Here is a 25,772-nt window from a genome sequence, read left to right on the forward strand (position 1 = left end):
GCAGATGACAGCGCAGGATCACGCTGTTAGAAGGCCCCATCTTCTCCTGCCGGATACCGAACGAGGCCGTTTTCATGAAGATCGTCGCTTGCAACAGTAACCTGCCGCTGGCCCGCGCGGTCGCCCATGAACTGCGCATGCCCTTGTGCAAGACCATCGTGAAGCGCTTTGCAGACGGGGAGGTCTTCGTCGAGATCCAGGAAAACGTCCGGGGTGAAGACGTCTTCGTGATCCAGAGCACCTGCATGCCGACGAACGATCACCTCATGGAATTGCTGGTGATGCTGGATGCGCTACGCCGCGGGTCCGCCCGTCGCGTGACGGCTGTCATGCCATATTTCGGCTATGCCCGTCAGGATCGCAAATCCGGTCCCCGTACCCCCATCAGCGCCAAGCTGGTGGCCAATCTGCTGACGGAAGCCGGAGCCAACCGCATTCTGACGATGGATCTGCATGCCATGCAGATCCAGGGTTTTTTTGACATCCCAACCGACAATCTCTATGCCGCGCCGCTCTTCGTGCGGGATCTCAAGACACGCCTGCCGGACCGGGACGTGATGATCGTTTCCCCCGATGTGGGCGGTGTGGTCCGGGCGCGGCAGCTCGCCCAGCGGCTGAACACGGATCTGGCCATCATCGACAAACGCCGCGAACGCGCGGGTGTATCGGAAGTCATGAACGTCATTGGCGATGTGGCGGGCCGTTACTGCGTGCTGGTGGACGACATCGTGGACAGTGGCGGCTCCCTCTGCAACGCGGCCAATGCCCTCATGAGCCGCGGTGCGGAAGGTGTTGAAGCCTACGTGACTCACGGCGTTCTGACTGGCAATGCCTGCCAGCGCGTGAAAGACAGTCCGTTGAACATGCTCACCCTGACGGACAGCATCCCGGCAACGGAGGCACTGCTCGAAACACCGAACATCCGCCAGATCACAACGGCCAACCTGCTGGCGCGCGCCATGAGTGCGGTCGCTGACGAAAGCTCGGTCTCCTCCCTGTTCGACTGAGCTTTCCGCCGGCCTGACACAGGATTTCACCATGCCGAAGCTCATTGCCAAATCCTACTGGTACCTCCGCCACGGTGAAACCGACTGGAACCGGCGCGGCCTGTCGCAGGGCCGTACCGATATTCCCCTGAACGAGACCGGCCTCATGCAGGCCCAGCGGGCGGGCGCCGCACTGGCGTCCCTCTTCCAGAAAGGCCAGAAACCGTTCGACCGGATTGTCGCTTCCCCCCTGACACGCGCACTCGTCACAGCGGAATATACCCGCAACGCCATCCGCGAGCAGGCCGAGATCACGCTTCCCCTGAGCGTAGACGGAGACCTCGAGGAGGTCTGCTTTGGCGTAAAAGAAGGCGAACCCATGGGAGACTGGTACGATCCCTGGATCGAAGAAGGTTACACCCCCGAAGGCGCAGAAAGCTTCACCGAGCTCACGACACGCGCCATCAACACCATTAACCACGAACTGCAGAAACCCGGAACACCGCTGGTAGTTGCCCACGGCGCCCTCTTCCGCGGATTACGTGCCGCAATGGGTCTGCCGGTAAATGTCCGTCTGGCCAATGCCATACCGATGCATCTGGTGCCTGAAAAAGACCGGTGGCACATTGATGTGCAGGATCTCTGAGACGCTCTGCACAACGATCAAACAGATCAGAAATACGGGCGGGCAGCAGCAGCCTTCATATCAACAAACACACAGACTGCCTCGCCCACAGACTCCTGAAATTTTTCCTGCATTCCTGATTTCCGGATCGCACAGCAATCTGACTGCAGATGACAGAACGGTCATGGATGGAAACCGCCCTTGTCGCACAGGGACAAGACCTTTACGCCAAAAAAGATTTTGATCCTTTAATGGAACATACCCAATGACACGTCTGCGTCTTCTGATCGCACTGACAGCATTCACAAGTCTGGTTTCCCCGGCCCTTGCACAGCCGCAGCCCGAATTCGTACCTTTACCACCGCAGATCGCGCCCCCGCAGGACCGGCCTTTTCCCGGCAGCCTGAACGTATCGGTCGATGCGACCGATACGGCTCATCACATCATGTCCATTCATGAAACGGTGCCGGTTCCGCAGGATGCCATGCAGAAGGGAGAGATGATCCTCCTCTATCCCATGTGGATTCCGGGCGATCATTCCCCTACGGGTGTGATTTCACAGCTGGGCAGCCTGAATGTGTCCGCTGGCGGCAAAACGGTTGCCTGGAAACGTGATCCCGTGGAGGTCGCAGCCTTCCACATTCCAGTCTCCGCCGCCACGCCGGTCCTGGACGTCCACTTCCAGCTTCTGTCGCCCGTAACCCCTGATGAAGGCCGCGTCGTCATGACGCCCTCCATCGTCAACGTGCAATGGGATCAGGTTTCCCTGTATCCGGCAGGCTATTACACCCGTGACATCCGGGTTCTGCCCAGCGTGCGTGTTCCTCATGGCTGGCAGATCGGTTCGGCGCTTCGGGCGGCGACATATGGAGACAGCACACAGTTCAATGCCACGACCTACAACACGCTGGTCGACTCCCCGATCTATGCGGGCCGTTATTTCCGCAAATTCGATCTGACCGGTCCGGATCATGTCCCGGTTTCTCTGGATGTCGTCGCTGATGACGCAGATTCCCTGAATGCCACGCCTGCACAGATCGAGGCGCACCGGAATCTTGTGAAACAGGCCACGACCCTGTTCGGCTCGCACCACTACGATCACTATGATTTCCTGCTCGCCCTGACGGAAGAACTCGGCATGATCGGACTGGAGCATCATCAGTCCAGCGAAAACGCCGCCGATCCGGGCTATTTCACGGAATGGGACAAGACATTTCCCGAGCGTGATCTCCTGGCGCATGAATACACCCATTCCTGGAACGGCAAGTACCGCCGGCCGGCGGATCTTTGGGCGCCGAACTTCAACACACCGCAGCGCGGGTCCATGCTCTGGGTCTATGAAGGCCAGACGCAGTACTGGGGGAACGTGCTGGCGGCCCGGTCCGGCCTCGTGACAAAAGAGCAGGGCTTCGAGGCGCTCGCCTACATGGCAGCGGCCTATGACAATCAGACGGGCCGCCAGTGGCGCCCGCTCGAAGACACGACCAACGATCCGGTCATCGCCCAGCGAGCGCCGCTCTCATGGCGCGACTGGCAGCGGTCCGAGGATTATTACGTCGAAGGGCAGCTCATCTGGCTGGATGCTGATACGCTGATCCGCAAGCTCTCCGGGGGCAGAAAGTCCCTTGATGATTTCGCGCGGGCGTTCTTTGCATCCAACAATGGCAGCTTCATCACGAACCCTTATGAATTCAGCGCCGTCGTCTCCGCCCTGAACACCGTCCAGCCCTATGACTGGGCGAAGTTCCTGCATGACCGTCTTGACGCCATCCGCCTCCATGCCCCGCTGGATGGACTGACAAATGGCGGATACCGGCTGGTCTATACCGCCGAGCCGACCTCTTTCATCAAGGCCAGCGAAGGACGGCGCCACACCACGGATCTGTCCTTCTCGCTTGGCATGACGGTCACGAAGACCGGCACCATGCGGCGCGTCCACTGGCAGAGCCCGGCCTTCAAGGCTGGTCTGACCTCGGGTGAAACCATTGTCGCTGTCAACGACATGACCTATTCACCCGAACGCCTGATCCACGCCATCAAGGACGCGCAGAAGGACCCGAAGCAGCCGATCCGTCTGCTCGTGAAGTCCGCAGAGCATGTCCTGACGGTCTCGATCCCGTATCATGACGGTCTGCGTTATCCCCATCTGGCACGCGTGGACGGAACCCCGGATTATCTGGGCGCGATCTATACGCCCCGCCCGTAAGGGAAGCATCACTCCGATGTGAAAAACGGCCTGTTTCCTCACCGGAACAGGCCGTTTTCATGTCCCGCCGAGGTCAGGGCGCGGGGTTGGAATGGACCTGATGGATGGCGTTGATCCGGCGTTCCAGCTCATCCGTGATGTCCACGCTGACGGAGCCCAGAATGGTCTGAAGCTGTGCCACACTGGTTGCGCCAATAATGTTGGACGTCACAAACGGGCGGGACGTCACGAAGGCAACGGCAAGCTGGACAGGGTCGATTCCTTCTTCCCGGGCCAGCGCATGATAGGCGGTGATCGCCTCGTCCACGCCAGGCTTCTCATAACGCTGTCCCCGGTTGAACAGGGTCGTGCGGGCGCCGGCCGGGCGGACGCCGTTGAGGTACTTGCCCGTCAGATATCCCTGGGCTAGCGGGGAATAGGCCAGAAGCCCGACCTTTTCCTGAAGCGCCATCTCCGCCAGCCCGATCTCGAACGTCCGGTTGATCAGGTTATAGGCATTCTGGATGGAGGCGATGCGTGGCAGACCGGTTTTCGAAACCTCCAGAAATTTCGAGACCCCCCATGCCGTTTCATTGGACACACCGACGTGCCGGATCTTGCCTTCATTGACCAGATCTCCCAGCACACCAAGCGTTTCCTCGATCGGGACGGAGGAACCCTGCGGCAGATCGCGGAAAGTGGTTCCATCCGCACCAAATGTGCTGATCTGACGGTCCGGCCAGTGCAGCTGGTACAGATCGATGTAATCCGTTCCGAGACGCCGGAGAGACCCTTCGAGAGCATAGCGGATCTGCCGGGGGGTCAGGCGAGCTTCCTCGCCGTCCGGGCGGAACCAGGGAGAAGACGTCCGGCCTACCACCTTGCTGGCGATGACGAGACGTTCCCGTCCGCCGCGGTTGCGGAGCCAGCTTCCGATGATGGTCTCGGTCGCGCCATAGGTCTCTGCGCGGGGCGGGATGGCGTAAAGCTCGGCTGTGTCGATGAAGTTGATGCCATGATCGAGGGCCAGATCAAGCTGGGCGTGCCCTTCGGCTTCCGTGTTCTGCTGGCCGAAGGTCATTGTGCCAAGGCAGATTTCACTCACCGGGATTCCGGTGCGTCCAAGTTCACGTTGCTTCATGGTGATGGCCTGTTGAAAAAGCGTTCAGGGAAAGGAAGGGCGCCATCATGGAGGTACTCCCATCCCTGTTCAAGGCGGCAGCCCCGCAGGTCACGCAAGGTTTCCGGCTTTACCAAGGCAGAAGGGATGTCCCGAGGTTTTTCTGCTGCGCAGGGGTCATGCCGAGGTCGTTGCGGTGCCACCAGCCGCCGCCAAGGGACTGGAACAGACCCACACTGTCCGAAAAGCGCGCGCCTTCAGCCTGCACATAGGCCAGCCGGGCCTGAGCGGTTGTCTGCTGGGCCTGAAGGAGAGTCAGCTCGCTGACATCCCCCAGCCGCAGCCGTCCCTGTGCGATGCGCAGGTTGTTTTCGGCAGCTTCAAGATTGGTGCTGTCCGCTTCCAGCGCGTCGGCATCGAACGTCACTGCATGGATGCTGTCGGCCACATCCTGAATGGCACTCAGGACCGTCGCCTCGTACATCTCGTTCGCCTGGAGAAGGTTGTCCCGCGCCTGCCGCTGCGCATGGAGCAGGGAGCCACCCTGGAAAATGGGCTGCATGATGGTCGCGCCGATGGTCCAGTTCCCGAAGCCCGGCTTGAAAAACTCCTGCATGTCATTGACGATCTGCCCCGGCGTCGCGCTCAGCTGAAGGTTGGGCAGGCGGTTGGCAATCGCAACACCGATCTGCGCGGCGGCGGAGTGGATCTGTTCCTGTGCCGCGCGGACGTCCGGCCGCTGGTTCAGCAGATCGGACGGAAAGGAGACCGGAAGGGTTGCAGGGAGCATGAACTGCTCCAGCCGGAATTCCGGCAGGGGCGTGCTGGGCGGAACACCCATGAAAGTTGCGATCTGGTCCCGCGTCTGGGCAAGCTGACTCTCCAGAGACGGGAGCGAGGCCTCAAGCTGAGCCAGGGCGCTCTGCTGCCCGGCGACATCCTGCATCGAGGCGTCTCCCAGCTTATGCTGGCCCTGAAGGGTCAGCAGGACGCCGCGTTCACTCATGACGGAAGTACGGATCGCATCGATCTGCCCGCGGATCTCTGCTTCCTGGATTGTCGCCTCGACCAGATTCGTGATCAGCGTAAGCGCCGTCGCTTCAAGCTGGAATTTCTGGATTTCAGCCTGCGCCCCGGCGGCCTCGATGGCCCGCCGCCGGCCACCCCACAGGTCAGGAACGTAGCTAACGTTCAGCTGCGCCGTATGCAGGTTGTAGAGCCATTCATCAGCCATGGGCACGTTGGAAAGGGAACGGGCGGTCTTGTTCCGTGTCGGATTGAATTCTGCCGACAGGGTCGGATAAAGCCCCGCGCCTTCGATACGCCGCTGCTCCCATGCGGATTTCAGCCCCTGCTGCATGGCCTTGAGGGACTGGTTGTGAGCCAGAGCCTGTTCGACCAGCGCGTTCAGGGTCGGGTTATGGAAAATTTCCCACCAGCGGCCGGGAATATCCACGCCCATCTGGAAAGACTGTGAAATCCGTGCCCCCACCACGCCATGACCGGATGTCGGCGTCAGGGGAGTGGCCTGATAGGACGCGCCCGCAGGAGCGGGCGGACGATGAAAGTCAGGTCCAACGGCGCAGCCCGCCAGGGCAGAAAGCGCCAGCAGGAGGAAGCCTTTCCGGCAGCGGGATCGGGTAGGAAAATGCGTCACGGGGCTCATGTCCGGGCCTCGCTTTCTTCCTTGCGGGGCGGACGTTTTGCGTTGCGGCGCTCAACCCACATTTCGAGCTCGCTGAAATAGACCGGCAGGGCGAAGAGTGTCAGCAAGGTTGCAATGCCTAGGCCGCCAACCACGACCGTCGCAAGACCGCGCTGCACGTCCGTTCCCACACCTGTCGCCATGGCAGCGGGCAACATGCCCGCGCTGGCCACCGTGGCCGTCATGAGGACTGGACGGAAGCGCTCCGCCGCCCCGGCGATCGTGGCGTCACGGACATTCAGTCCTTCCGCCCGGTGGCGGTTGATGCTGGCGACCATGATGATGCCGTTCTGGACCGCCACGCCGAACAGGGCGATGAACCCGACCGCCGTGGCGATATTCAGTGTCTCGCCCCGGACATGCAGCGCGATCAGTCCCCCCAGCGTAGCCAGCGGGACAACGCTGAGGATCAGGAGCGCCTGACGGATCTTGCCAAATTCGGCAAAGAGCAGAACGAGCATCGCGGCGAACATGATGGCGAGCGCCACGATCAGACGCTTCTGTGCCCGTTCTTCCTGCTGGAAGGTTCCGGCCCATTCGAGCGTATATTTCTGCTTGTCGTAATGAACAGAGTCTTCGATCCGCTTCTGGGCATCGGCCAGATACTGCGACAGCGGTCTCTGGCCGTTATCGACGCGAATGGTGATCTGACGATGACTCTGCTCATGGGCGATGTTGCTTTCCCCCATCCGCAATCCCACTTCCGCGACCTGCGACAGCGGAATATGCGCACCTTCCGCATCAAGCAGGGGCAGCTGGGCCAGCGCCTGAAGATCCTGCGCGTCCTTGCGGCGGATATGAAGAGTCGCATTGTAATAGCGGTCATCCTCATAGACGGTCGTAATAGCCGCATCCCCGATGGCGTTGCTCACAAGATTGGAAATATCCGAAACGCTGATCCCATACCGGGCCGCAGCGACGCGGTCTGTAATGACATCCACCTGCGGAATGCGTGGCTCCTGGAAGATCGAAGCTTCAGCCGTTCCTGGAACCTGATGGAGAATGGTGACGATCTGCTGTCCAATCCGGCGCAGTTCCCTGAAGTCATTGCCATAGACGCGCAGGACGAGCGGACTGTGCGCGCCGCCCACCAGATCGCTCATATTGTCCTGGATCGGCTGACTGATCCCGAAATCAATGCCCGGAATCCTGGACAGGCGCGCGCGCAGGCGCTGGATGAACCGTGCTTTCGTTTCTCCGGATGGCCACTGGTCATACGGCGTCAGTCCGACAGGCATTTCAATATGGGAAGGCGTCCACGGATCGGTCCCGTCATCCGAACGGCCAAGCTGCGTGATGGCATAGGATGTCTCGGGAAATTCGCGGATGGCACGGCGGATTTCATTGGCCGTGATTTCTCCCTTTTCCAAGGAAATACCCGTCGGGAGCTGGACCTGAAGCCAGAGGGATCCTTCGTCGAGATCCGGGAGGAATTCACGTCCGATCGTCGCGCCAAGGAAAATCACCGCCACCAGCGCGCCTGCCCCGCCGCAATAGGCGATCAGGGGACGATCGATGAAATGGCCGAGCCAATGCTCGTAACGCCCATGCAGCCATTCCAGCGGACGATTGTGCCAGAGATGCTTGGGTTTGCGCAGAGCCATGAAGCTCAGCGACGGGATCAGCGCCAGCGCGCAGAGCAGCGCTCCAAGAAGGGCGAAGCTCACCGTATAGGCCATCGGGCGGAACAGCTTGCCCTCGCTACCTTCGAAGGCAAAGAGCGGGCTGTAGGCCACGATGATGACAAGCGTGGCGGAGAAAATGGCGTGTCCTGCCCTCTGCGCAACCGTGAGCACTTCGTCGGCATTCAGCGGCTCGGTCGGTCGCTCCTCGCGGATGCGCAGGATGGTCTCGGTAATGACGATGGCGCCATCCACGATCACACCGAAATCAATGGCGCCAAGCGAAAACAGATTTGCCGCCATTCCAAAGGCATGCATCAGCACGAACACGACCGACAGCGCCAGCGGGATGGTCACGGCCGTCACGATGGCGCTGCGTGGACTTCCCAGGAACAGGGTCAGAATCACACCGACAAGCAGGATGCCCTCGATCATCGTTTCCGTGACCTTGTGGGTCGTAGCGAGAACGAGATTGTCGCGGTCCATGTAGGCCACGACGCGAACATGCTGGGGTTCAAGCTGGTGATTCAGTTTGGCGACCGTCTCGTGCAGGTTGTCGAGCACCACGGAGGGATTTTCCCCGCTCAGCATCGTCACCGTACCGGCGATGGTGTCCGGGTTGGTGTCCTTGCCCAGGATCCCTTCGCGCACCTGATGACCAAACTGGATGATGCCGAGATCCTTCAGGAAGACCGGAACACCATTATGATGCGTTACGACGATGTTACCCATATCCGCGAGCGAACGGATCATGCCCACGCCGCGCACGATATAGGACTGTTCTCCACGCGTGATGCGACCACCGCCCGCGTTGATGTTGTTGTTACGAATGGCGGACAGGACGTCCTCAAGGCCAATATTATACTGGATCAGACTCTGTGGCTCGAGAACAAGCTGATATTCCCGCGTGAAACCGCCAAAATTGTCAACGCTGACCACCCCGGGTACATGCTGGAGCGCAGGCACGACGATCCATTTCTGGATGTCGGACATCTGCATCAGGTTCTTGTCACTGGATTCCAGCGTGTAGCGGTAGATTTCACCAGCAGGTCCGGAAATCGGCCCCAGTGTCGGCTGGGCGCCATTGGGCAGGGGATTGCTGGCGAGCTGCGTCTCAACCTGCTGACGTGCCCAGTAAACATCCGTTCCTTCCCGGAAGATCAGGGTAATGAGCGACAGGCCGAACGTGCTTGTGGAGCGGCTGTCGGCCACGCCGGGAACGCTGGCCAGTGACCGTTCGAGCGGGATTGTAACCTGCTGCTCCATTTCCTCCGCAGCGAGGCCGGCCTGCTGCGTCGTAACGGAGACGCTGACCGCCCCGAGATCGGGATAGGCTTCGACCGGGAGGACACGCCAGGAGACAGCCCCCATGATCGCCAAGATGCCGACGGCAAAGAACACGATATGCCGGTGCCGGAAGCACCAGGCGATGAAACGTTCGATCATCAGGAAAGCGCCACCGGATCAGTCATCATTCAGGAGAACGGCGCCTGTGGTCACTATACGCTCCCCGGCCGAAAGGCCGGACAGGACCCGGACGTTATCTCCCTCGTCGTAACTGATGTTGATATAGCGCCGGCGGAATGTGCGCGGTGTGGTTTCCACGAAGACCGAGACCTGGTCATTGTTCATCAGCAGGGCAGTCTTCGGAACAACAATGGTATCCGGATCAGGCACATTCAGGTTTACGTCCGCATACATGCCGGGACGCAGAAGACCATCCGGATTCGGGCAGGCCAGGTAAAGGTTCAGCCGTCGCGTATCGGAGTGCAGGGCGGCATCCCGCGTTGTGATCGGGCCGGAACAGGTTTTGTCCGGCAGGGTCCTGAACGTGGCGAAAAGGGTGTTGTCAGGCTGAAGCTGCGCCAGCCGGTTCTCCGGCAACGCAGCCGCAATCCACACTTCCGAGAGGTCCAGAACAGTCATCAGGACAGCCGTGGCATCCGTCACGTTCTGGCTGGGCGCCGTATTGACCGCACCCACCACACCATCGACGGGAGAGACGAGAGGCACTTCACCCTGCGCGGAATACCCTGGGCGGGCGCCAAGGGATTGCAGACGCCGCTGCGTCCGGTCGGCCTCGGCCTCGGCCTGCGCGAGGTCATTGCGGGCGGATTCCAGATCCTTGACGGCATTGCCGCCAATCGTCTGGACGCCTTTTGCCCGCGTATAGGCGCGACGGGCAAAATCCAGGGTTGCCCGCGCCCGGCGGTCATCCGCCCAAGCCTGCGCCAGATCGCCCGCCGCGACTGTTATGAGAAGCTGTCCCCGGTGAACTTTCTGCCCCAGACGGACGTTCACGCTCAGGACACGCCCCGTCACGGGAGAAAGAATGTTCAGCTGATGGTCCGGCTCAGCCATGACCTGTCCCGGCAGGGTAACATCCTGCGCACCCAGCTTTCGCGAAACGGGCGTGACGATCAGTCGCTTTTCAAGCGGAGCCCCACTGCGCAGAACAATACTGCCATTTTCAACAGCGAACATTGGCGGCTCCACCGCCGGGACCGGGGTATGAGCTGCATGATACTTCAGGACAAGAACAGAAAGAGCGGCGGCACAGGACAGGCCAATGACCAGTATGCCAACGCGGGAGATACGCATGTTGATAGAAAACCCCGTAATGGCAGATAGGAACCGCTCCGGCCGGAGAGTGCGGACCGCATCAGTCTCTGGCAACACCTCTATCCATGAATCCGGCTGTTTTCATGGCAGAGAGCTACCTGCCGCATCTGGGGGCTTAAGCCAAGCGCAACAGGGCGCGAAGATAGGGTTTTCACAGGCAGATTGCAAAAGTTTCACTTATTTTTCAAAGCAGGCCTTTTCAAAAAGCAGAAAGGGCGGCCCATAACCGGGCCGCCCTTTCAGACTCTGACAGGCTGTTCTGAAAAATCAGAAACGGTAAGCGATACCGGCAGCCACGAGGGTCGGGTCGAGGGAATCGTGAGCCGTGACGGAGTTTTCACCCGGTACGCCACGATCGTTCGTCCACGCATGGACGCGCATGAACACCTGCTTCACATCGAAGTTAAAGAACCAGTTGCCGACAACCTGATAGTCGAAACCGACGTTAAAGGACGGGCCACCCGTCACGCCGAGATTGACCTTCTGGGCCAGAGGTCCGCCAGCCGGAGAAACGTTATGGAACCAGGCCAGCGTACCACCGACACCCACATATGGGTTGAAGCGTTTATGCGGACGGAAATGCCAGGCCAGCGTGATGGTCGGCGGCAGGACCCAGGCGCTGCCAACGTCGACCTTGCCCACGCTCGGAATACCCTCGGCAGCAATCTCGTGACGGGTGCTGGCTGCGATCAGGTCAGCAGAGATGTTGTCCGTGAAAAAGTATTCGAACGTCAGTTCCGGCATAACCTGACGGGTGGTCTTCACGCGACCGCCGATGTGATGGCCGTTCAGCCAGAGGGAGCTGTCCCGGTCTTCCGGCAGGACGCCAAGAGCGGACAGACGGATCAGGAAATCGCCCTTGCCAAGACCAATCTTGGTATTGGCGCATGTTTCAAAAATGCCACACCGGCCAGAAGAATTCCTCTGGGGTGCCTGAATGTTCACCATCGGAACAGGCGCCGCCGTCATGGGCGCGCTGACCGTGGCCTGCGGCGCAACCGGCGTCACAGCCGGAGCAGGCGCGGTTGTCTGGGAAAAAGCCGGCGTGGCCATCAGGCCGACGGCGGCTGCAAGCGCGTATGCGGAAATCTTCATGAGGTGTTGTTCCATCAACAATCGTTGAGCCTCACAAAGCATTCCTCCCCAGACGCCACCTTGACCTGGATCAAGTCCATTCAATTATGTGCTACAGTGAAGCCAAGTTGCCACACCCGTTGTCCCAGCCCGGAGATACGCTTCCATCATGTCCTCGTCACGCTCCACGGAAGATATCCACGACCGCTGCTCACACTGTGTGGGTCGTCGCCATAGTATATGCAGCGCCATTGACGATTGTGATCTTGCCATTCTGGCAAGGGAATCTTCACGCATGACCGTTTCGGACGGGCGTTCCTTTATCGAAGAAGGCTCTCCCGCCAATGATTTCTTCGTGGTCACGGAAGGGCGGGTCAAACTGTTCACCCTCCTCCCGGACGGACGGCGCCAGATCACCGGATTTGCGGAGGGTGGAGATTTTCTGGGGCTGGCTGCCTCCAGAAGTTATGCTTTCGGCGCCGAAGCTTTGGGAACGGTCACATTGTGCCGGTTTCCCCATGCCGGCATGAGCCGTCTGACGCACCGTTTTCCGAATCTTGAACACCGCCTTCGGGAAGAAGCCTCGCGCGAACTCATCCTGATGCAGGCCCGGATGACCCTTCTGGGACGCAAGACAGCCCGCGAGCGAGTCGCCACCTTCCTGATAGAACGGGCCCGCCTGCTTCACGGTCCGGACACCGAACAGATGGCAGAAACAATTGAACTCGACTTGCCCATGCCGCGTAGTGACATTGCAGACTATCTCGGTCTGACGATTGAAACAGTCAGCAGGATCTTCAGCGCATTCAAAAAAGAAGGCCTCATCAATATCCGCGCGATTACACACATCTCATTACTGGCCCCGGAGCGGATTTCCCTCATTGCCGAAGGGGCCGAGTAGCGATCCTGTTGTCCGGGCCACATTCCCGCCATTAAATCGTGCTTCATGATTATTAAATCTGTCACAGGAGATTACCATGTCGTCATCCATCTTCATTCGTTCGCTTCTTTCTGCTGCCGTGATCGCCGGGGCCGTGGCAGCAGCCCCGCTGGCCAATGCCGATGACAGTTCGACCTCCACATGCAACCAGACGGGCAGCACCGACATGGTGGGTCGTCTGACACGCCGTGAAGACTGCCTGAACGACCGTGTGCGCAAATATCAGGAAAACTCCCAGAAAGCGCAGCAGGAACGGGAGCAGCGGATCCAGAACCTGAAGGACAAGTATGCGAATGCGCCGGCCCGTGAGCGCGAGCGCCTTCAGAACCAGATCAATGGCGAGCAGTCCAAACTCAACACCATGCGCAACCAGCAGACGCAGCGGATCGACCAGTTCCGCAATGCCGGCCAGCAGAACCGTCAGGAACTGAACAACCTCGGCAGTAAGACACGTGGCGACGTGAACAACCTGCTGAACGGCGGTCTCTGACCCGCTCTCCTTCCGGTCCGTCATTTGCTGCGGACCGGAAGATTTTCATTTCTTTCAGAGACTGCGGAAAGTCACCAGGGCGCGGCTTCGCCCCTCGGCCAGATCCACGATGGGATGCGGATAGGTCTTTCCAAGCGTGACACCTGCGGCATGCAGATCTTCCGCCTGTGCCTTCCAGGGTTCCACAAGGGCTTTGCCCGAGAGCTTCGCGAGTTCAGGCACCCATCGCCGGATATAATCACCGTCCGGATCGAATTTCTCCGCCTGCCGACTGGGATTGAACACCCTGAAGAACGGTGCGGCGTCGATGCCCGTTCCCGCGACCCACTGCCAGTTCATGGTATTGTTGGCCCGGTCCGCATCCACCAGTGTATCCCAGAACCAGGCTTCTCCCTCCCGCCAGTCCACCAGAAGATGCTTGGTCAGAAACGAGCCGACGATCATGCGGGCCCGGTTATGCATCCATCCGGTCTGCCAGAGCTGGCGCATCGCGGCATCCACGACGGGAATCCCCGTCTGCCCCTTCTGCCAGGCTCGAAGATCCTCTGGCGCCCGGCGCCAGGAGAGCGCATCGAATTTCCGGTTCAGGTTGCGCTCGCAAAGCTGCGGAAAATGATAGAGCGTATAGCGTGCGAATTCCCGCCAGCCGATTTCAGACCGGAAAATCCGTGCGTCCTCCCCGTTCAGGCCATGTTCGCCCACCGTGGCCCAGACCTGCCGCGGCGAAATGGCACCGGATGCGAGATAAGGTGACAGACGGGATGTCCCCTCTTCCGCCATGAGATCCCGGCCCCGACCATAGTGATCGACTTCATGATGCAGGAAATCCGTCAAATGTTCATGAGCTTCCCGTTCACCCGGTTCCCAGGTGGAGCGCAGACCACCGGCCCAGTCGGGGTGACGAGGCAGCAGTGCGGCTTCATCCAGCCTGTCGGTTTTCATCAGCGAGGGAGCCACCCTGAAGAACGGAAAATCTGACGGCAGGTCCAGTGGCTCTGGCACCGCCTGCCCCTGAAGGGCTTTCCAGAAGGATGTGTAAACCCGGTAGAACCCGCCCTCTTTCGTACGGATCCGTTCAGGATCGAGAAGCACGCTCCCCCACTGCGCCCGGACTTCCACGCCTTTGTGATTCAGCGTCCTGATGAGACGTTCATCCTGCTGCCGCTCTTTTTCATGGAGCCTGTGATGCCAGTAGATGCACCGGGCGTTCGTTTCCTCCGCCAGCCGGGGCAGGATTTTTTCCAGCGGCCCGCCCAGTGTCAGAAGGGTCCCTCCCCGCTTTTCCAGCGCGCCCCTCAGATCGGCCAGAGTGCCATGCAGCCACCAGCGGCTGGCGGCACCCGGTGGGGGGAGATCCGACGTCTCATCGTCCAGAACATATACACACAGAACAGGTGCTCCCGAGGCTGCAGCTTCATGCAATGCAGGATGATCAGCCATGCGCAGATCGTCGCGGAAACACACAATGACAGGACGGGAAAGGGAAGAAGCGGGAGACATGAAACCTCTTTTTTCAAACTCTGGTCTGGGTTTCCTAGCGTTTCGGCCGGGAAATCGTTCATGACTTGAGATTTCAGGTCCAGTCACCCGTCTTGTCTTGTTACACTCCGGAGCATCAGAAACGGGATAATAAAAACCTGCCTGCAAACTTTGGAATTCGCCTGGCGTTCCACGATCAGAATGCTCTCTAGGAGTCTATACCATGATCAGGACTTCCATCGCCCGCCTTGCTCTTTCCCTTGTCCTGCTGTCAGGCGCAGCCGTAACCCTTTCCGCCTGCAACACGATGCGTGGTGCCGGACAGGATGTCAGTTCCGTCGGGCATAATGTTTCCCGCGGCGCCAATGCCACACAAGGCGCCATCACACGCAGCACCAGCGCATCCCCCAACTGAATGTGACCATTCAGGCTGCCCGTCGGACCGTGGCAGCCTGTTTCCCGCCCCGGGAACTGAATGAACGGGCAGGATGCCGTTCTGCTCAAGGCAGCGATGACGGATTTTTGCTTGTCATCATCGGTCGGAACGGCCCATAATTACGGCTGAACATGACGTTCTCGGGGCGGGGTGAAATTCCCCACCGGCGGTAATGATGGATTTCGGTCCATCTCAGCCCGCGAGCGCCTTCTTCCTTTCAGGGAGAAGGGTCAAGCAGATCCGGTGAGATTCCGGAGCCGACGGTCACAGTCCGGATGAGAGAGAACGCAATCCCCGTCCGGGTGTGGAGGGCAGTCATTCGTGCTGCGCTTTCTGCCTCGGAAGAGGGTGGCGTGCGCCCTGTGAGCGTCCCAACTGTCTGGGACTTCTGACGCCGTCTTGTCTGATCTGTCTGCCTCTCCTGCTCTGCCATCTCACGCGATGATCCGCGAAGGCTTTCGCGCGGCCATCTCGAAGGCGGTCGATACCTTGGGTGCGACCGCGCCCAACCCGTCTGTGGGCTGTGCGCTTCTGGACGCAGAAGGACGACTCCTGACAGTGGGTGTCCACCCGCATGCGGGCCAGCCCCACGCCGAAGCCATGGCCCTGAAACAGGCGCGAGAAACTGGTGTGCTGGAGCAGGCCAGAGTGGCGCTCGTCACGCTGGAGCCCTGCAACCACACAGGGCGCACACCTCCCTGTAGTGAAGCCCTGCGCAACAGTCCGGTCCGCACGGTCTGGATCGGTGCGTCCGATCCGAACCCGCAGGCTGCGGGGGGGGCGGCGCGACTTCGTGAGGAACCGGGCGGCAAAACTGTCATCCTGCTGAACACCCTTCCGGACATGACCGATCTTGCCCGTGACTGTCAGGCCCTGCTCGCGCCATTCGCCAGCCGGGTTATGCGCGGACGTCCCTGGATCAGTGTCAAGCAGGCCCTGGACATTCATGGCTCCATGATCCCGCCAGCCGGGCAGAAAACCTTTACATCCCATTCCTCCCTGCTGCTGGCGCACCGTCTGCGTCGTGCGACGGATGCGATCATCACGGGCGCAGGAACGGTTCTGGCGGATCGTCCGCGCTTTACGGTGCGGCATGTGGCGGATCATTCCGAACGGAAACCACGCATGCTGGTGGTCTGTGACCGGCAGGGGCGCCTCCCCGATGACTGGCGGCGGGATATGACGCAGGCCGGTTTCGAGGTTCTGGTCAGCCGCGACCTGCTGTCCGTTCCCGCCATGCTGGCGGAACGGGGCGCCAACTGGGCGATGGTCGAAGGCGGTCCGGCGCTGCTGGACGCCGTGGCTGAGGCCGGACTGTGGGATGACTGGCTGACCATCCGGAAAGAGACGGACGGACCGGATTGCATCACATTGAGATCACGCGGGGAAAGCCCGCTGCGACTGTTGAGGGAAAACGCATGTTCTCTGGAATCATAGAACGTCTGGGCAAGGTCCGGGGTGTCTCCCTGCGGGACAGGGCCATGGACCTGACGATCGAGACCGGACTGCCCGACCTTGAACTGGGCGAAAGCATCGCCGTGAACGGTGTCTGTCTGACCGTGGCCTCCTTCACGCCAGACGGCATGGCGGACTTCCACCTGAGCGGCGAAACCCTCTCCCGGACCGCGCTGAACCGTCTGGAAACCGGATCGCGGGTCAATCTGGAACGGGCCGTCGCGGCCAGCACCCGCCTGTCCGGCCATATCGTGCAGGGGCATGTGGATACGGTCGGAAGACTGGTCAGCATCGAGAAGGCCGGTGACTCCTTTGCATTGCGGATCTTCGTTCCGCAGGCCCTGCGCCGTTACGTGGTGGAAAAGGGATCGATCACCTTTGATGGCATCAGCCTGACCGTGAATGAACTTCATGACGGCGTGACAGATGGAAACGAGACGGGTTTTACCGTCGGCCTCACCATCATCCCCCATACCTGGGAGCATACGGACCTTTCCACCCTCGCCGTGGGCGACCGGGTGAATATGGAGGTCGATGTTCTCTCCAAATATGTCGAGAACCTGCTGCGGTTTTCGCCGGAACTTGCAAAGGCTGCATCATGAAACCGTCCCTGAAGTCCGCGATCGAAGCCATTCGCGCGGGTGGCATGGTCATCATGGTCGATGACGAAAACCGCGAAAACGAAGGCGATCTTGTCATGGCGGCGCAGTTCGCCACGCCGGAAGCCATCAACTTCATGGTCCGCGAGGCCCGCGGCCTGGTCTGTCTGCCGCTGGAAGCCGCACACGCAGACCGTCTTGGCCTGCCTCCCATGGTCACCCGCAACCGTGACCCGCGAGGCACGGCCTTCACCGTCTCGATTGAGGCCGCAACAGGCGTGACGACCGGCATTTCCGCTGCTGACCGCGCCCGCACCATTGTTGTGGCCGCCAACCCGGACGCAAAGCCGGAGGATGTGATCTCGCCGGGGCATATCTTCCCGCTCCGTGCCCATCCGGACGGGGTCCTGGGGCGCAATGGCCATACGGAAGGGTCCATCGACATTGCCCGGCTGGCAGGACTGGAACCGGCCGGGGTGATCTGCGAAATCATGGCAGATGACGGCAGCATGATGCGCCTTCCGGAACTCCGGCAGTACGGAAAGAAGCATGGCCTGCCGATCGTCAGCATTGCCGACCTTCAGGACTGGTGCCGCGAACACGGGCGCGGTCCGGTCGATGATACCCAACTCATCAGTACACCGGTTCCGGCCACCGGAGAGATGGTGGCGGAAGCCGCCCTGCCGAGCATTTTCGGCGGTCATGACCTGAGGGTCCATGCGTTCCGGGCCGTGGACGGCGTGGAGCATGTAGCGCTGGTCAAGGGAGACCCCTCGGCAACGGTTCCGCTCGTCAGGCTGCATTCCGAATGTGTGACGGGAGATGCCCTGGGTTCCCTGCGTTGTGACTGCGGGGCGCAGTTGCGGGAAGCACTGGAACGGATTTCCGCCACCGAATCCGGCGTTCTGATCTATCTGCGCGGGCATGAGGGCCGGGGGATCGGTCTGGCCAACAAGATCCGCGCCTATGAGCTTCAGGATGACGGCATGGATACAGTCGAGGCCAACAGGGCGCTCGGTTTCCCGGCGGACGCCCGGGAGTGGGATGCGGCCGCTGACATCCTGCACCATCTCGGCGTGACATCCCTGCGCCTTCTGACCAACAACCCGGACAAGGAATCCAGTCTTGTCCGTTTCGGATTCGACGTTCAGTCCCGCGAGCGGCTGGAAATCGAGGCCAATCCTTTCAATCGCGCCTATCTCGCCACGAAACGCACGCGGATGGGGCATTTTCTCCAGGAACAGCCTGCATGAGCAAACATATCCCCGTCGCACCTGATCTGCGTCTGACTCCTGCGCCGAAGCTGGCCATCATCGTTAGCCGTTTCAACACGGAGATTACCGGAGGCCTGAAAAACGGCGCGCTGGAATGGCTGGAAGAACGCGACATTACGGACGTGGATGTTTACGACGCACCCGGCGCATTCGAACTTCCCCTGCTGGCGCAACGCCTGGCCAAATCGAGCCGGTATGAAGGGGTGATCTGCCTTGGCTGCGTCATCAAGGGCGATACGGCGCATTTCGAGTTCATTTCCCTCGGTGCGACCATCGGTATCATGCAGGCTCAGCTTGCGACGGAAGTCCCGGTCGCATTCGGTGTCCTGACAACCTACACGGAAGTCCAGGCGATCAGCCGGTCCCGCAAGGACGCGGAAAACAAGGGCCGTGAAGCCGCAGCAGCCTGCGTGGAAAGTGTCGCGTTCCTGCGCAATGTTCCCGGCCAGCCGTAACCACCCATTGCCTGTCTGGAAGTCTCGCGGCGTTCAGACAGGCCGGTTGCCCCTGCCCGACCGACACTGAATCTCATTGACCAGACGATATGTTCGGCGCGATGCCACCACGACTGAGATTAAGCGTGGCCGACGTGACGACTACGCCAGAAAGAAAAATTGCGGCCGCGCGAACAATCAAAATCTACGACTGAGGTAGAGCAGACATCTACATCAGATTTAGGTTTCCGCCACGGAAGCACTCCTTGTGAGGGTCGCTCATCCGTCGCTTCCGTCTGTCTGCCTGTTGCGTCCTGTGATCTCCGCAAGAGTGCGGCCAGAGGTATCTTTCCACTCCACCCAGCCGTTAGCTACGCGGGCTAAAAGAAAAACAGCACCAGGACTGGGAGATGTAAAAAGCATATCTCGGGTAAATGTTATGGTATCGCAGCTCATCGAGAGGATACCTGCATCAATCATTTCCTGGCGCTTGGTATAGTAGTTGTGTTTGTAGAATGACGCACCGCCTTCCACTCGTCCCCGCGATCCCCGGAGTACCACTAATCCTTCTTCAGTATAACGGGCGCGCCCGTCTACGCCATCGGCAGTCTTTAATTCATGTTCGATCGAATTGTCCGTGAGTTGAACAACCTCCGGTGCGTCATTGATCATCGGCTTCTCGATAACCGGAAACTGGTTATTATTACGCGGCACAAGCGACTTAAATATTGGAAAGCCTAGCGTCGTCAGCAGTATATCAACCGTCTCAAATATCTCGCGACACTCGGCCTCCATTGGCGCAGGCGTGTGCGGTTTGCTCCCCACTGTGCCGTTTTCGAGGCTGTAGCGCCCTGTCTCTGTCGCGCGGCTGATCGCCAGCCATTCCAGATAGTGCGCATGGGTGACAGTCAGGCTACGCGTCAGGGAAAATGCTACAAGCGCGCGATTCCAAAAGTCTTTCTTTTCATGGTGTTGCTTTAGCCGCACGCCGAGATTGCCAGTCTGACCAATATAAGCCTTCGCCGCTCCCGTGTCGTCATCCTCGCCGAAAAGCATGTAAAATCCAACATAAGAAGCCTCGGGCATGGCCAGAAAATCATCAAGGCGCACACGAGGGACTTCAATTACTTGCACAATCCGGGTCGTGATCGCTGCCACCCGGATGCCCTGCGGATCGCCATCCGGGAGAAATATTTGAATGGTCTGCGGATGGACCATTCAAATGGCTTCCTTCAATATTTTCTGCTGCTGACTCCCGAAACTTTGTTGCAGATTGATTGCCTGGAGCCAAGCCATCATCATGAAACGATGGAGTATGCCGCGAAGATAGCCGAGATGGGATGCACCGCGCATGAGAGTGCTGCGGTAACGGGGCAAAGGTCTCTGAAAGAGGGTTCAGCGCTACATGTATGCAGCCGATCAGAAGCGTCTGGCAGAGCATGCATTTACCCTGGCCATAGATGGCGGAATATTCCACTCGACAGTCAAAAATGACCCGTAGGGCAGAAGCGCCATTTAAAACATTGATTTTAATGGGAAAAATGGAATGGTGCCCAAGGGCGGGATCGAACCACCGACACTGCGATTTTCAGTCGCATGCTCTACCAACTGAGCTACTTGGGCACCGGGCTTCAGGTATTTACCCGTTGCGGAAATGGGGTGTAGCCCATGATTCGGACGGGATCAACCCTTCTGCTCAGGATATTCCGCAGCATCTTCATCATTGTCCTGACGAAAGGATGGAACGCGGTAATTTCCGTTGAACCAGCGTCCCAGATCGACATCCGCGCAATGTCTGGAACAGAAGGGACGGAAAGCCGGATCGGTGGGACGATGACAGATGGGACAGGTGGCGGTCATGACAGGCTCCAGCTTGCAGGCGGCGCATCAGGGTTCAGGACAATCTCTATCGGGGCGGCACGGCGGGACATGAAATCCTCCAGCGCCAGCGGGTCGCTCTCCAGAGCCCTAGCCAGAGGAATGGAAGCTGTCAGTGTGCGGCCCGGGCGGTTCTCACGCAGGATCTGCCGCAGGAGGGAGAGCGCTTTTCCATGTAGGGAAGACAGAAGCTCATGCAAGGGGGGCCGTCGCCGGGGGCGGGTCAGTTCCAGCAGACCCGATGGTGTGGCACCCAGGACCTGCGGTGTCAGCGGATCATCTTTCAGGGCATCCTGAAGAAAACCTGCCAGCGCGGGGCGTTTGCGTGTCTTGACCCCCGCAGGATCGACCAGCAGCGTTCCGGAGAGGTTCCGCAGACGGATCTGCCGCGCGAGCTCCGGGAAACTGGCGACATTCCCCTTGAAATCAGGGTTCCCGGAGCTGTCAAGATCAATGGCCACCAAAGCGGGTGTCGGGAAGATACTGGCTGTCAGAAGACCGAGATCGGCCTCAGGACTCTCCAGCGCTTCGAAATCTGCTTCCAGCGCGCCGTCGAAGGCCTGCTGGCACCGCCTGAGACGGGATCTCAGGCGGGAAGGCAGACGGGCGGCCATGCCGGGATCATCCACAAAGATGGGAGAATCAGGATACCGGTCGGCCAGTTCCTCCAGCGGGGACGGGCCACGCTCCAGCAGGATCGGCCCCATCACCCCATCCAGAGGCAGCGTAACGGGCCGCAGTCGGAGGCCCTTGCCGTTCTGGGCAGACCGTGTGACCTGCGCACCGGCCAGTGCCCCCTGGACGAGAGGCTGCCGGGTGGACAGAAATCCGCTCTCACCACCAGCCAGCAGAACGAACGCGCCCCCCAGTGCGGGAGCGACCGTCTGGACACGCACGACATGGCGGTCTTCAAATCCGTCCGGAATACCGGGGCGCCAGAGCGCGGCATCCAGCAGGACATCATGGTCGATCACGGCAATCCGCATTTCGCCCGGAGAACAGGCGGCGCGGATCTCGATCAGATCACCCATCCACCCTGCCGTTTCGGCTGGCCCCGCAGGAGCTGTGCCGTTTCGAAAAGGGGAAGGCCCACCACGGAGGAGTAGCTTCCTCCGATCTGGCGGATATGGGAGGCGGCGGCGCCCTGTATGGCATATCCCCCTGCCTTGCCCTGCCAGTCCCCAAAGGCAATCAGGGCGTCAATCTGCTCGGGCGTCAGGCGATGGAACGTAACGGCGGTTTCCACCACGCGCTCGTGGGACACCCCTTTCGGCCATGCCCCTGTCGGACGCAGCGCAACCGCCGTAATGACCTTGTGCCGCCGCCCGGACAGCAGGCGCAGACAGGCCCGCGCGGTCTTTTCATCCTCAGCCTTGGGAAGAATGCGCCGCCCGACGGCCACGACCGTATCGGCTCCCAGCACAAGGGCCGGCTCGTTCAGCCCAATGGCAATGCGTTCGGCCTTTTCCGCAGCAAGACGCTGGGCCAGAGGGCGGGGCAATTCCCCGGGACGCGGCTCCTCATCCACATCGGCGGCAAGAATGCCGTCGGGAACAATGCCGATCTGGCCCAGAAGGCTCAGACGACGGGGAGAAGCAGACGCCAAGACGAAGGCAGGCCGTTCGGGGGTTCCGGCCTGTCCGGTCACCGTCCGTCCGACAGAAGCGGGAGAGGAGGACTCCATCTACGCGGATCTTACTTGAAGCGGAACGTGATCCGGCCTTTGGTCAGGTCATACGGGGTCATCTCGACGTTCACGCGGTCACCGGCCAGAACGCGGATCCGGTTCTTGCGCATCTTGCCACTCGTATGCGCCAGAATGGTATGTTCGTTATCAAGCGTGACGCGGAACATGGCGTTCGGCAGCAGTTCCGTGACGGTACCAGTAAATTCAATCAGGTCTTCTTTGGACATGGGAATCCTTGCTTCAGGGACAGGGTCATGATCTGCGCGGGGCAGCGGCTCCGGATCGAAGCCTGAAAATCCAGTTCCGCTATGTGCGGACTACAGGGGCAAACGTCAAGCGCAACGCGGATTTTCAGCGCTTTTCCACCCTGATCTTTCCTGTTCCTGAAGAAGATGTCCGACTTTCAGGATGAAGGGCCGATTTTTTCCAGCCGCGCCGAGAGGCTCAGCGCATGGGCATCGAGTCCCTCCGCCGTGGCCAGCGCCACCCCGGCCGGCCCGATCCGCCGCAGGCCCGCGGCATCCGCCTGGATGGTCGTGGTGCGCTTGATGAAGTCGTACACGGACAGGCCGGACGCGAAACGCGCCGTGCGACTGGTCGGCAGGACATGATTGGGGCCACCTACGTAATCACCGACCGCTTCCGGGCAGTACCGCCCCAGGAAAATGGCCCCGGCATGACGGATGAGCGCGCTGAAACCGCGCGGATCATCCAACAGGACTTCCAGATGTTCCGGCGCCAGCGCGTTCACGACATCCGCGGCTTCGTCCAGACTGCGGACAACGATGACAGCCCCATGATCGTCCCAGCTTTTCGAGGCAATGGCCGCCCGGGGCAACGTCTCGAGTTCCACACGGACAGCCTCGGCTACGGCGTCCCCAAATCCGGCATCGGTCGTGACGAGAATGGCCTGTGCCTGCTCGTCATGCTCCGCCTGCGCCAGAAGGTCGATGGCGACCAGCCGGGGATCGTTCTTCCCGTCCGCCACCACCACGACTTCAGACGGACCGGCGATGCTATCGATCCCGACATGTCCGAAAACCTGCCGCTTGGCTTCCGCCACGAAGGCGTTTCCAGGCCCGACGATACGGTCCACGGGCGCAATAAGGTCCGTGCCATAAGCCATGGCACCCACGGCCTGCGCCCCGCCAATCCGGTAGATTTCCTCCACGCCGCAAAGCTGCGCGGCGGCCAGGACCAGCGGATTCAGCACACCATCAGGCGACGGCACGCACATGGCCACGCGCCCGACGCCGGCCACGCGCGCTGGCAGGGCGTTCATCAGGACGGAGGATGGATAGGCAGCCTTGCCACCGGGGACATACAATCCCACCGCATCCAGAGCTGTCCATCGCATGCCGAGGCGGATTCCATCTTCGTCGGTGAAGTCCAGATCCTTCGGCATCTGCGCGACGTGAAACGCTTCGATCCGGCGGGCAGCGACCCGCAGAGCCTCCATCAGCCCGGCCGGAACCAGAGCGGCCTGTTCCGCAATTTCCTCCGCACCGATACGGAGTTTTTCCGGTGGCAGGGTCAGGCGGTCGAAACGAGCGGTGTAATCACACAGGGCAGCGTCACCGCGTTTACGGACATCAGCAAGAATGGCCCGGACGGGTTCGGCAACACTGCGCTCCTCGCTCCCGCGATCGGACAGAAGAGTAGCGAACGCACTGCTGAAACCGGAGCTGGTCGTATCGAGGCGCTTCATGCTGCGATTTCCTGAGCCAGGGCCGCGCGGAAACGCTCGATCAGGGCGCCGATTTCCTCAGGTTGCGTCTTGAGCGCCACGCGATTGACGATCAGGCGGCTGGTGACGTGCGCTATGGTTTCCGTCTCCATCAGGCCATTGGCGCGAAGGGTGGAACCGGTATCCACCAGATCCACGATCACGCTGGCCAGATCCAGCGTGGGAGCCAGTTCCATGGCGCCGTTGAGATGGACGATTTCCGCATTGATGGCGCGGGAGGCGAAGTGCCGCCGTGCAATGGTCGGATATTTCGTAGCCACGCGCAGGCGGGACTGTCCTTTCGTCGGGTCTTCCGTCATCGACTTCGGACGCGCTACCGAAATCCGGCATCCTCCAATGCCGAGATCGAGCGGGGCGTAAATGTCCGGATAATCGAATTCCATCAGCACATCCGCACCACAGACACCGATCTGCGCTCCGCCATAGGCCACAAAAGTGGCGACGTCGAAAGAGCGCACACGCACGACATCCAGGTTCGGGTCCGAGGTGCCAAAACGAAGACGGCGGCTGCTCTCTTCAAGGCAGTCCCGGTCCGGAGCAATGCCGGTGCGTTGCAGAACCGGGCTCAACGCCTTGAGGATGCGTCCTTTTGGCAGAGCAAGGATCAGGGGGGAATGGTTTGCGGCAGACGTCTCGGCTCCGGTGATCTGAGGCGCTGTCATGGCATTCTGTCCTTGCTGGTCCGCGGCATTCTTCGAACCGCAGCGCATATCACGAAGCAGGATTCTTCCAAAATTTCCTGACCGGGCGTCAGAAAACCTTCATTACGCAACGGCGTGACTGTCAGCGGTTGAAACTGGCGACCATGTCGAGAAGGTTCCGCTGGCGCCGCGTGACGAGGCGCGCCGCCGTCAGGATGGAACGGGCCTGCGAGATGGCGGTGTCGAGATCCGAATTGATGATCGTGTGATCAAACTCGGCCCAGTGGGAAATCTCGTCCAGCGCGGCCTTCATGCGCTTGGCAATTTCCGCCGGGTCATCCGAGGCACGCTTGTTGAGACGCCGCTCCAGCTCCTCCAGCGAAGGAGGAAGAACGAACAGGCTCACCACATCATCCGGCAGGGCGGCACGCAGCAGGCGATGGCCCTGCCAGTCGATGTCGAACACCATGTCATACCCGGCGTTCAGTGCCTCCTCGACGGGTGCGCGCGGAGTTCCGTAACCACGACCGAATACCTCTGCCCATTCCAGAAGCTCACCGTCAGCCGCCATGCGGCGGAACGTTTCCATATCCCGGAAATGGTAATGCATCCCTTCGACCTCTCCCGGCCGCGGAGAGCGGGTCGTGACGGAAACCGAATGCCGCAGGGAGGGCTCGGAAGCCCGAAGGGCATTGGCGATCGTCGATTTTCCTGCCCCTGAAGGCGCCGAGATCACCAGACAGACACCGCGGCGGGACTGGGGGGTCATGGAA

Annotated in this window: 24 protein-coding genes, 1 tRNA gene and 1 riboswitch; of the genes, 10 read left to right on the forward strand and 15 right to left on the reverse strand. The window is 60.4% G+C overall.

What is annotated here, in order from left to right:
• Positions 1-74: 74 nt before the first annotated feature.
• From GMO_RS08680 to GMO_RS08690, 3 genes are all read left to right on the forward strand, one after another.
• A complete protein-coding gene (locus GMO_RS08680; RefSeq protein ID WP_008851991.1) occupies positions 75-1,007 on the forward strand; it encodes a ribose-phosphate pyrophosphokinase in 933 nt (310 codons plus the stop codon).
• Positions 1,008-1,038: 31 nt separating this feature from the next.
• Complete coding sequence (locus GMO_RS08685) at positions 1,039-1,632, forward strand: histidine phosphatase family protein (RefSeq protein WP_008851993.1); 594 nt, start codon at positions 1,039-1,041, stop codon at positions 1,630-1,632.
• A 244-nt stretch (positions 1,633-1,876) separates the two neighbouring features.
• The gene (locus GMO_RS08690) at positions 1,877-3,817 is read left to right on the forward strand and encodes a M61 family metallopeptidase (protein ID WP_008851994.1); all 1,941 of its coding nucleotides are present in this window, start codon (positions 1,877-1,879) and stop codon (positions 3,815-3,817) included.
• A 73-nt stretch (positions 3,818-3,890) separates the two neighbouring features.
• Here the strand turns inward: GMO_RS08690 and GMO_RS08695 are convergent, their stop codons facing one another.
• From GMO_RS08695 to GMO_RS08715, 5 genes are all read right to left on the reverse strand, one after another.
• Complete coding sequence (locus GMO_RS08695) at positions 3,891-4,937, reverse strand: aldo/keto reductase (protein ID WP_040508755.1); 1,047 nt, start codon at positions 4,935-4,937, stop codon at positions 3,891-3,893.
• 109 nt (positions 4,938-5,046) lie between these two features.
• Positions 5,047-6,582, reverse strand: a complete 1,536-nt coding sequence (locus GMO_RS08700; protein WP_008851997.1) for an efflux transporter outer membrane subunit — start codon at positions 6,580-6,582, stop codon at positions 5,047-5,049.
• Positions 6,579-9,689: an efflux RND transporter permease subunit gene (locus GMO_RS08705; RefSeq protein WP_008851998.1), complete on the reverse strand. Its 3,111-nt coding sequence runs from the start codon at positions 9,687-9,689 to the stop codon at positions 6,579-6,581. The genes GMO_RS08700 and GMO_RS08705 overlap by 4 nt, the downstream gene beginning before the upstream one ends.
• Before the next feature lie 18 nt (positions 9,690-9,707).
• Positions 9,708-10,844: an efflux RND transporter periplasmic adaptor subunit gene (locus tag GMO_RS08710; protein WP_040508757.1), complete on the reverse strand. Its 1,137-nt coding sequence runs from the start codon at positions 10,842-10,844 to the stop codon at positions 9,708-9,710.
• 288 nt (positions 10,845-11,132) lie between these two features.
• Positions 11,133-11,960 (reverse strand): OmpW/AlkL family protein, encoded by an 828-nt coding sequence (locus GMO_RS08715; protein ID WP_008852000.1) that lies wholly within the window; start codon positions 11,958-11,960, stop codon positions 11,133-11,135.
• A gap of 274 nt (positions 11,961-12,234) precedes the next feature.
• Here GMO_RS08715 and GMO_RS08720 point away from each other — a divergent pair, with 274 nt between their 5' ends.
• Both GMO_RS08720 and GMO_RS08725 read left to right on the forward strand, forming a co-directional pair.
• Positions 12,235-12,840 carry a Crp/Fnr family transcriptional regulator gene (locus GMO_RS08720; protein ID WP_008852002.1) on the forward strand — a complete coding sequence of 202 codons (606 nt, stop codon included), beginning with the start codon at positions 12,235-12,237 and terminating at the stop codon, positions 12,838-12,840.
• 76 nt (positions 12,841-12,916) lie between these two features.
• Positions 12,917-13,369, forward strand: coding sequence for a hypothetical protein (locus tag GMO_RS08725; RefSeq protein WP_008852003.1), 453 nt, complete (start codon positions 12,917-12,919; stop codon positions 13,367-13,369).
• A gap of 54 nt (positions 13,370-13,423) precedes the next feature.
• Here the strand turns inward: GMO_RS08725 and GMO_RS08730 are convergent, their stop codons facing one another.
• Positions 13,424-14,869 (reverse strand): cryptochrome/photolyase family protein, encoded by a 1,446-nt coding sequence (locus tag GMO_RS08730; RefSeq protein WP_008852004.1) that lies wholly within the window; start codon positions 14,867-14,869, stop codon positions 13,424-13,426.
• 202 nt (positions 14,870-15,071) lie between these two features.
• On the opposite strand from GMO_RS08730, the gene GMO_RS08735 reads away from it, so the two are divergent.
• From GMO_RS08735 to ribH, 5 genes are all read left to right on the forward strand, one after another.
• Positions 15,072-15,263 (forward strand): entericidin A/B family lipoprotein, encoded by a 192-nt coding sequence (locus GMO_RS08735; protein ID WP_008852005.1) that lies wholly within the window; start codon positions 15,072-15,074, stop codon positions 15,261-15,263.
• 153 nt (positions 15,264-15,416) lie between these two features.
• Positions 15,417-15,575, forward strand: a riboswitch (FMN riboswitch).
• Positions 15,576-15,725: 150 nt separating this feature from the next.
• On the forward strand, positions 15,726-16,721 hold the full coding sequence (ribD, locus tag GMO_RS08740) for a bifunctional diaminohydroxyphosphoribosylaminopyrimidine deaminase/5-amino-6-(5-phosphoribosylamino)uracil reductase RibD (RefSeq protein ID WP_050801444.1): 996 nt from the start codon (positions 15,726-15,728) through the stop codon (positions 16,719-16,721).
• Complete coding sequence (locus tag GMO_RS08745) at positions 16,703-17,341, forward strand: riboflavin synthase (protein WP_008852009.1); 639 nt, start codon at positions 16,703-16,705, stop codon at positions 17,339-17,341. Before ribD ends, GMO_RS08745 begins: the two co-directional genes overlap by 19 nt.
• Positions 17,338-18,591, forward strand: coding sequence for a bifunctional 3,4-dihydroxy-2-butanone-4-phosphate synthase/GTP cyclohydrolase II (locus GMO_RS08750; protein WP_008852010.1), 1,254 nt, complete (start codon positions 17,338-17,340; stop codon positions 18,589-18,591). The genes GMO_RS08745 and GMO_RS08750 overlap by 4 nt, the downstream gene beginning before the upstream one ends.
• The gene (gene ribH / locus GMO_RS08755; RefSeq protein WP_008852011.1) at positions 18,588-19,067 is read left to right on the forward strand and encodes a 6,7-dimethyl-8-ribityllumazine synthase; all 480 of its coding nucleotides are present in this window, start codon (positions 18,588-18,590) and stop codon (positions 19,065-19,067) included. The genes GMO_RS08750 and ribH overlap by 4 nt, the downstream gene beginning before the upstream one ends.
• 258 nt (positions 19,068-19,325) lie before the next feature.
• On the opposite strand, the gene GMO_RS08760 is transcribed toward ribH, so the two are convergent.
• The 9 genes from GMO_RS08760 to gmk form a co-directional block, all read right to left on the reverse strand.
• Positions 19,326-20,264: a GIY-YIG nuclease family protein gene (locus tag GMO_RS08760; protein WP_008852012.1), complete on the reverse strand. Its 939-nt coding sequence runs from the start codon at positions 20,262-20,264 to the stop codon at positions 19,326-19,328.
• 329 nt (positions 20,265-20,593) lie between these two features.
• Positions 20,594-20,669, reverse strand: a tRNA-Phe gene (locus GMO_RS08765).
• A 60-nt stretch (positions 20,670-20,729) separates the two neighbouring features.
• Positions 20,730-20,906: a DNA gyrase inhibitor YacG gene (locus GMO_RS08770; RefSeq protein WP_008852014.1), complete on the reverse strand. Its 177-nt coding sequence runs from the start codon at positions 20,904-20,906 to the stop codon at positions 20,730-20,732.
• Positions 20,903-21,955: a ribonuclease E/G gene (locus GMO_RS08775; protein ID WP_008852015.1), complete on the reverse strand. Its 1,053-nt coding sequence runs from the start codon at positions 21,953-21,955 to the stop codon at positions 20,903-20,905. The genes GMO_RS08770 and GMO_RS08775 overlap by 4 nt, the downstream gene beginning before the upstream one ends.
• Positions 21,943-22,608 carry a Maf family protein gene (locus GMO_RS08780; RefSeq protein WP_008852016.1) on the reverse strand — a complete coding sequence of 222 codons (666 nt, stop codon included), beginning with the start codon at positions 22,606-22,608 and terminating at the stop codon, positions 21,943-21,945. Before GMO_RS08780 ends, GMO_RS08775 begins: the two co-directional genes overlap by 13 nt.
• A gap of 11 nt (positions 22,609-22,619) precedes the next feature.
• Complete coding sequence (infA, locus tag GMO_RS08785; RefSeq protein ID WP_008852017.1) at positions 22,620-22,838, reverse strand: translation initiation factor IF-1; 219 nt, start codon at positions 22,836-22,838, stop codon at positions 22,620-22,622.
• A 176-nt stretch (positions 22,839-23,014) separates the two neighbouring features.
• Positions 23,015-24,319: a histidinol dehydrogenase gene (gene hisD, locus GMO_RS08790; protein WP_008852019.1), complete on the reverse strand. Its 1,305-nt coding sequence runs from the start codon at positions 24,317-24,319 to the stop codon at positions 23,015-23,017.
• A complete protein-coding gene (hisG, locus tag GMO_RS08795) occupies positions 24,316-25,020 on the reverse strand; it encodes an ATP phosphoribosyltransferase (protein WP_040508861.1) in 705 nt (234 codons plus the stop codon). The genes hisD and hisG overlap by 4 nt, the downstream gene beginning before the upstream one ends.
• Before the next feature lie 121 nt (positions 25,021-25,141).
• Positions 25,142-25,768 carry a guanylate kinase gene (gmk, locus tag GMO_RS08800; RefSeq protein ID WP_008852021.1) on the reverse strand — a complete coding sequence of 209 codons (627 nt, stop codon included), beginning with the start codon at positions 25,766-25,768 and terminating at the stop codon, positions 25,142-25,144.
• Positions 25,769-25,772 lie beyond the last annotated feature (4 nt).

Source organism: Gluconobacter morbifer G707 (assembly GCF_000234355.1).
Lineage (GTDB): Bacteria > Pseudomonadota > Alphaproteobacteria > Acetobacterales > Acetobacteraceae > Gluconobacter > Gluconobacter morbifer.

What these genes read in the sequence shown, in the direction of transcription:
- GMO_RS08680 (WP_008851991.1), top strand. Translation starts at nt 75, where the DNA reads ATGAAGATCGTCGCTTGCAACAGTAACCTGCCGCTGGCCCGCGCGGTC.
- GMO_RS08685 (WP_008851993.1), top strand. Translation starts at nt 1,039, where the DNA reads ATGCCGAAGCTCATTGCCAAATCCTACTGGTACCTCCGCCACGGTGAA.
- GMO_RS08690 (WP_008851994.1), top strand. Translation starts at nt 1,877, where the DNA reads ATGACACGTCTGCGTCTTCTGATCGCACTGACAGCATTCACAAGTCTG.
- GMO_RS08695 (WP_040508755.1), bottom strand. Translation starts at nt 4,937, where the DNA reads ATGAAGCAACGTGAACTTGGACGCACCGGAATCCCGGTGAGTGAAATC.
- GMO_RS08700 (WP_008851997.1), bottom strand. Translation starts at nt 6,582, where the DNA reads ATGAGCCCCGTGACGCATTTTCCTACCCGATCCCGCTGCCGGAAAGGC.
- GMO_RS08705 (WP_008851998.1), bottom strand. Translation starts at nt 9,689, where the DNA reads ATGATCGAACGTTTCATCGCCTGGTGCTTCCGGCACCGGCATATCGTG.
- GMO_RS08710 (WP_040508757.1), bottom strand. Translation starts at nt 10,844, where the DNA reads ATGCGTATCTCCCGCGTTGGCATACTGGTCATTGGCCTGTCCTGTGCC.
- GMO_RS08715 (WP_008852000.1), bottom strand. Translation starts at nt 11,960, where the DNA reads ATGAAGATTTCCGCATACGCGCTTGCAGCCGCCGTCGGCCTGATGGCC.
- GMO_RS08720 (WP_008852002.1), top strand. Translation starts at nt 12,235, where the DNA reads ATGACCGTTTCGGACGGGCGTTCCTTTATCGAAGAAGGCTCTCCCGCC.
- GMO_RS08725 (WP_008852003.1), top strand. Translation starts at nt 12,917, where the DNA reads ATGTCGTCATCCATCTTCATTCGTTCGCTTCTTTCTGCTGCCGTGATC.
- GMO_RS08730 (WP_008852004.1), bottom strand. Translation starts at nt 14,869, where the DNA reads ATGTCTCCCGCTTCTTCCCTTTCCCGTCCTGTCATTGTGTGTTTCCGC.
- GMO_RS08735 (WP_008852005.1), top strand. Translation starts at nt 15,072, where the DNA reads ATGATCAGGACTTCCATCGCCCGCCTTGCTCTTTCCCTTGTCCTGCTG.
- ribD (WP_050801444.1), top strand. Translation starts at nt 15,726, where the DNA reads ATGATCCGCGAAGGCTTTCGCGCGGCCATCTCGAAGGCGGTCGATACC.
- GMO_RS08745 (WP_008852009.1), top strand. Translation starts at nt 16,703, where the DNA reads ATGTTCTCTGGAATCATAGAACGTCTGGGCAAGGTCCGGGGTGTCTCC.
- GMO_RS08750 (WP_008852010.1), top strand. Translation starts at nt 17,338, where the DNA reads ATGAAACCGTCCCTGAAGTCCGCGATCGAAGCCATTCGCGCGGGTGGC.
- ribH (WP_008852011.1), top strand. Translation starts at nt 18,588, where the DNA reads ATGAGCAAACATATCCCCGTCGCACCTGATCTGCGTCTGACTCCTGCG.
- GMO_RS08760 (WP_008852012.1), bottom strand. Translation starts at nt 20,264, where the DNA reads ATGGTCCATCCGCAGACCATTCAAATATTTCTCCCGGATGGCGATCCG.
- GMO_RS08770 (WP_008852014.1), bottom strand. Translation starts at nt 20,906, where the DNA reads ATGACCGCCACCTGTCCCATCTGTCATCGTCCCACCGATCCGGCTTTC.
- GMO_RS08775 (WP_008852015.1), bottom strand. Translation starts at nt 21,955, where the DNA reads ATGGGTGATCTGATCGAGATCCGCGCCGCCTGTTCTCCGGGCGAAATG.
- GMO_RS08780 (WP_008852016.1), bottom strand. Translation starts at nt 22,608, where the DNA reads ATGGAGTCCTCCTCTCCCGCTTCTGTCGGACGGACGGTGACCGGACAG.
- infA (WP_008852017.1), bottom strand. Translation starts at nt 22,838, where the DNA reads ATGTCCAAAGAAGACCTGATTGAATTTACTGGTACCGTCACGGAACTG.
- hisD (WP_008852019.1), bottom strand. Translation starts at nt 24,319, where the DNA reads ATGAAGCGCCTCGATACGACCAGCTCCGGTTTCAGCAGTGCGTTCGCT.
- hisG (WP_040508861.1), bottom strand. Translation starts at nt 25,020, where the DNA reads ATGACAGCGCCTCAGATCACCGGAGCCGAGACGTCTGCCGCAAACCAT.
- gmk (WP_008852021.1), bottom strand. Translation starts at nt 25,768, where the DNA reads ATGACCCCCCAGTCCCGCCGCGGTGTCTGTCTGGTGATCTCGGCGCCT.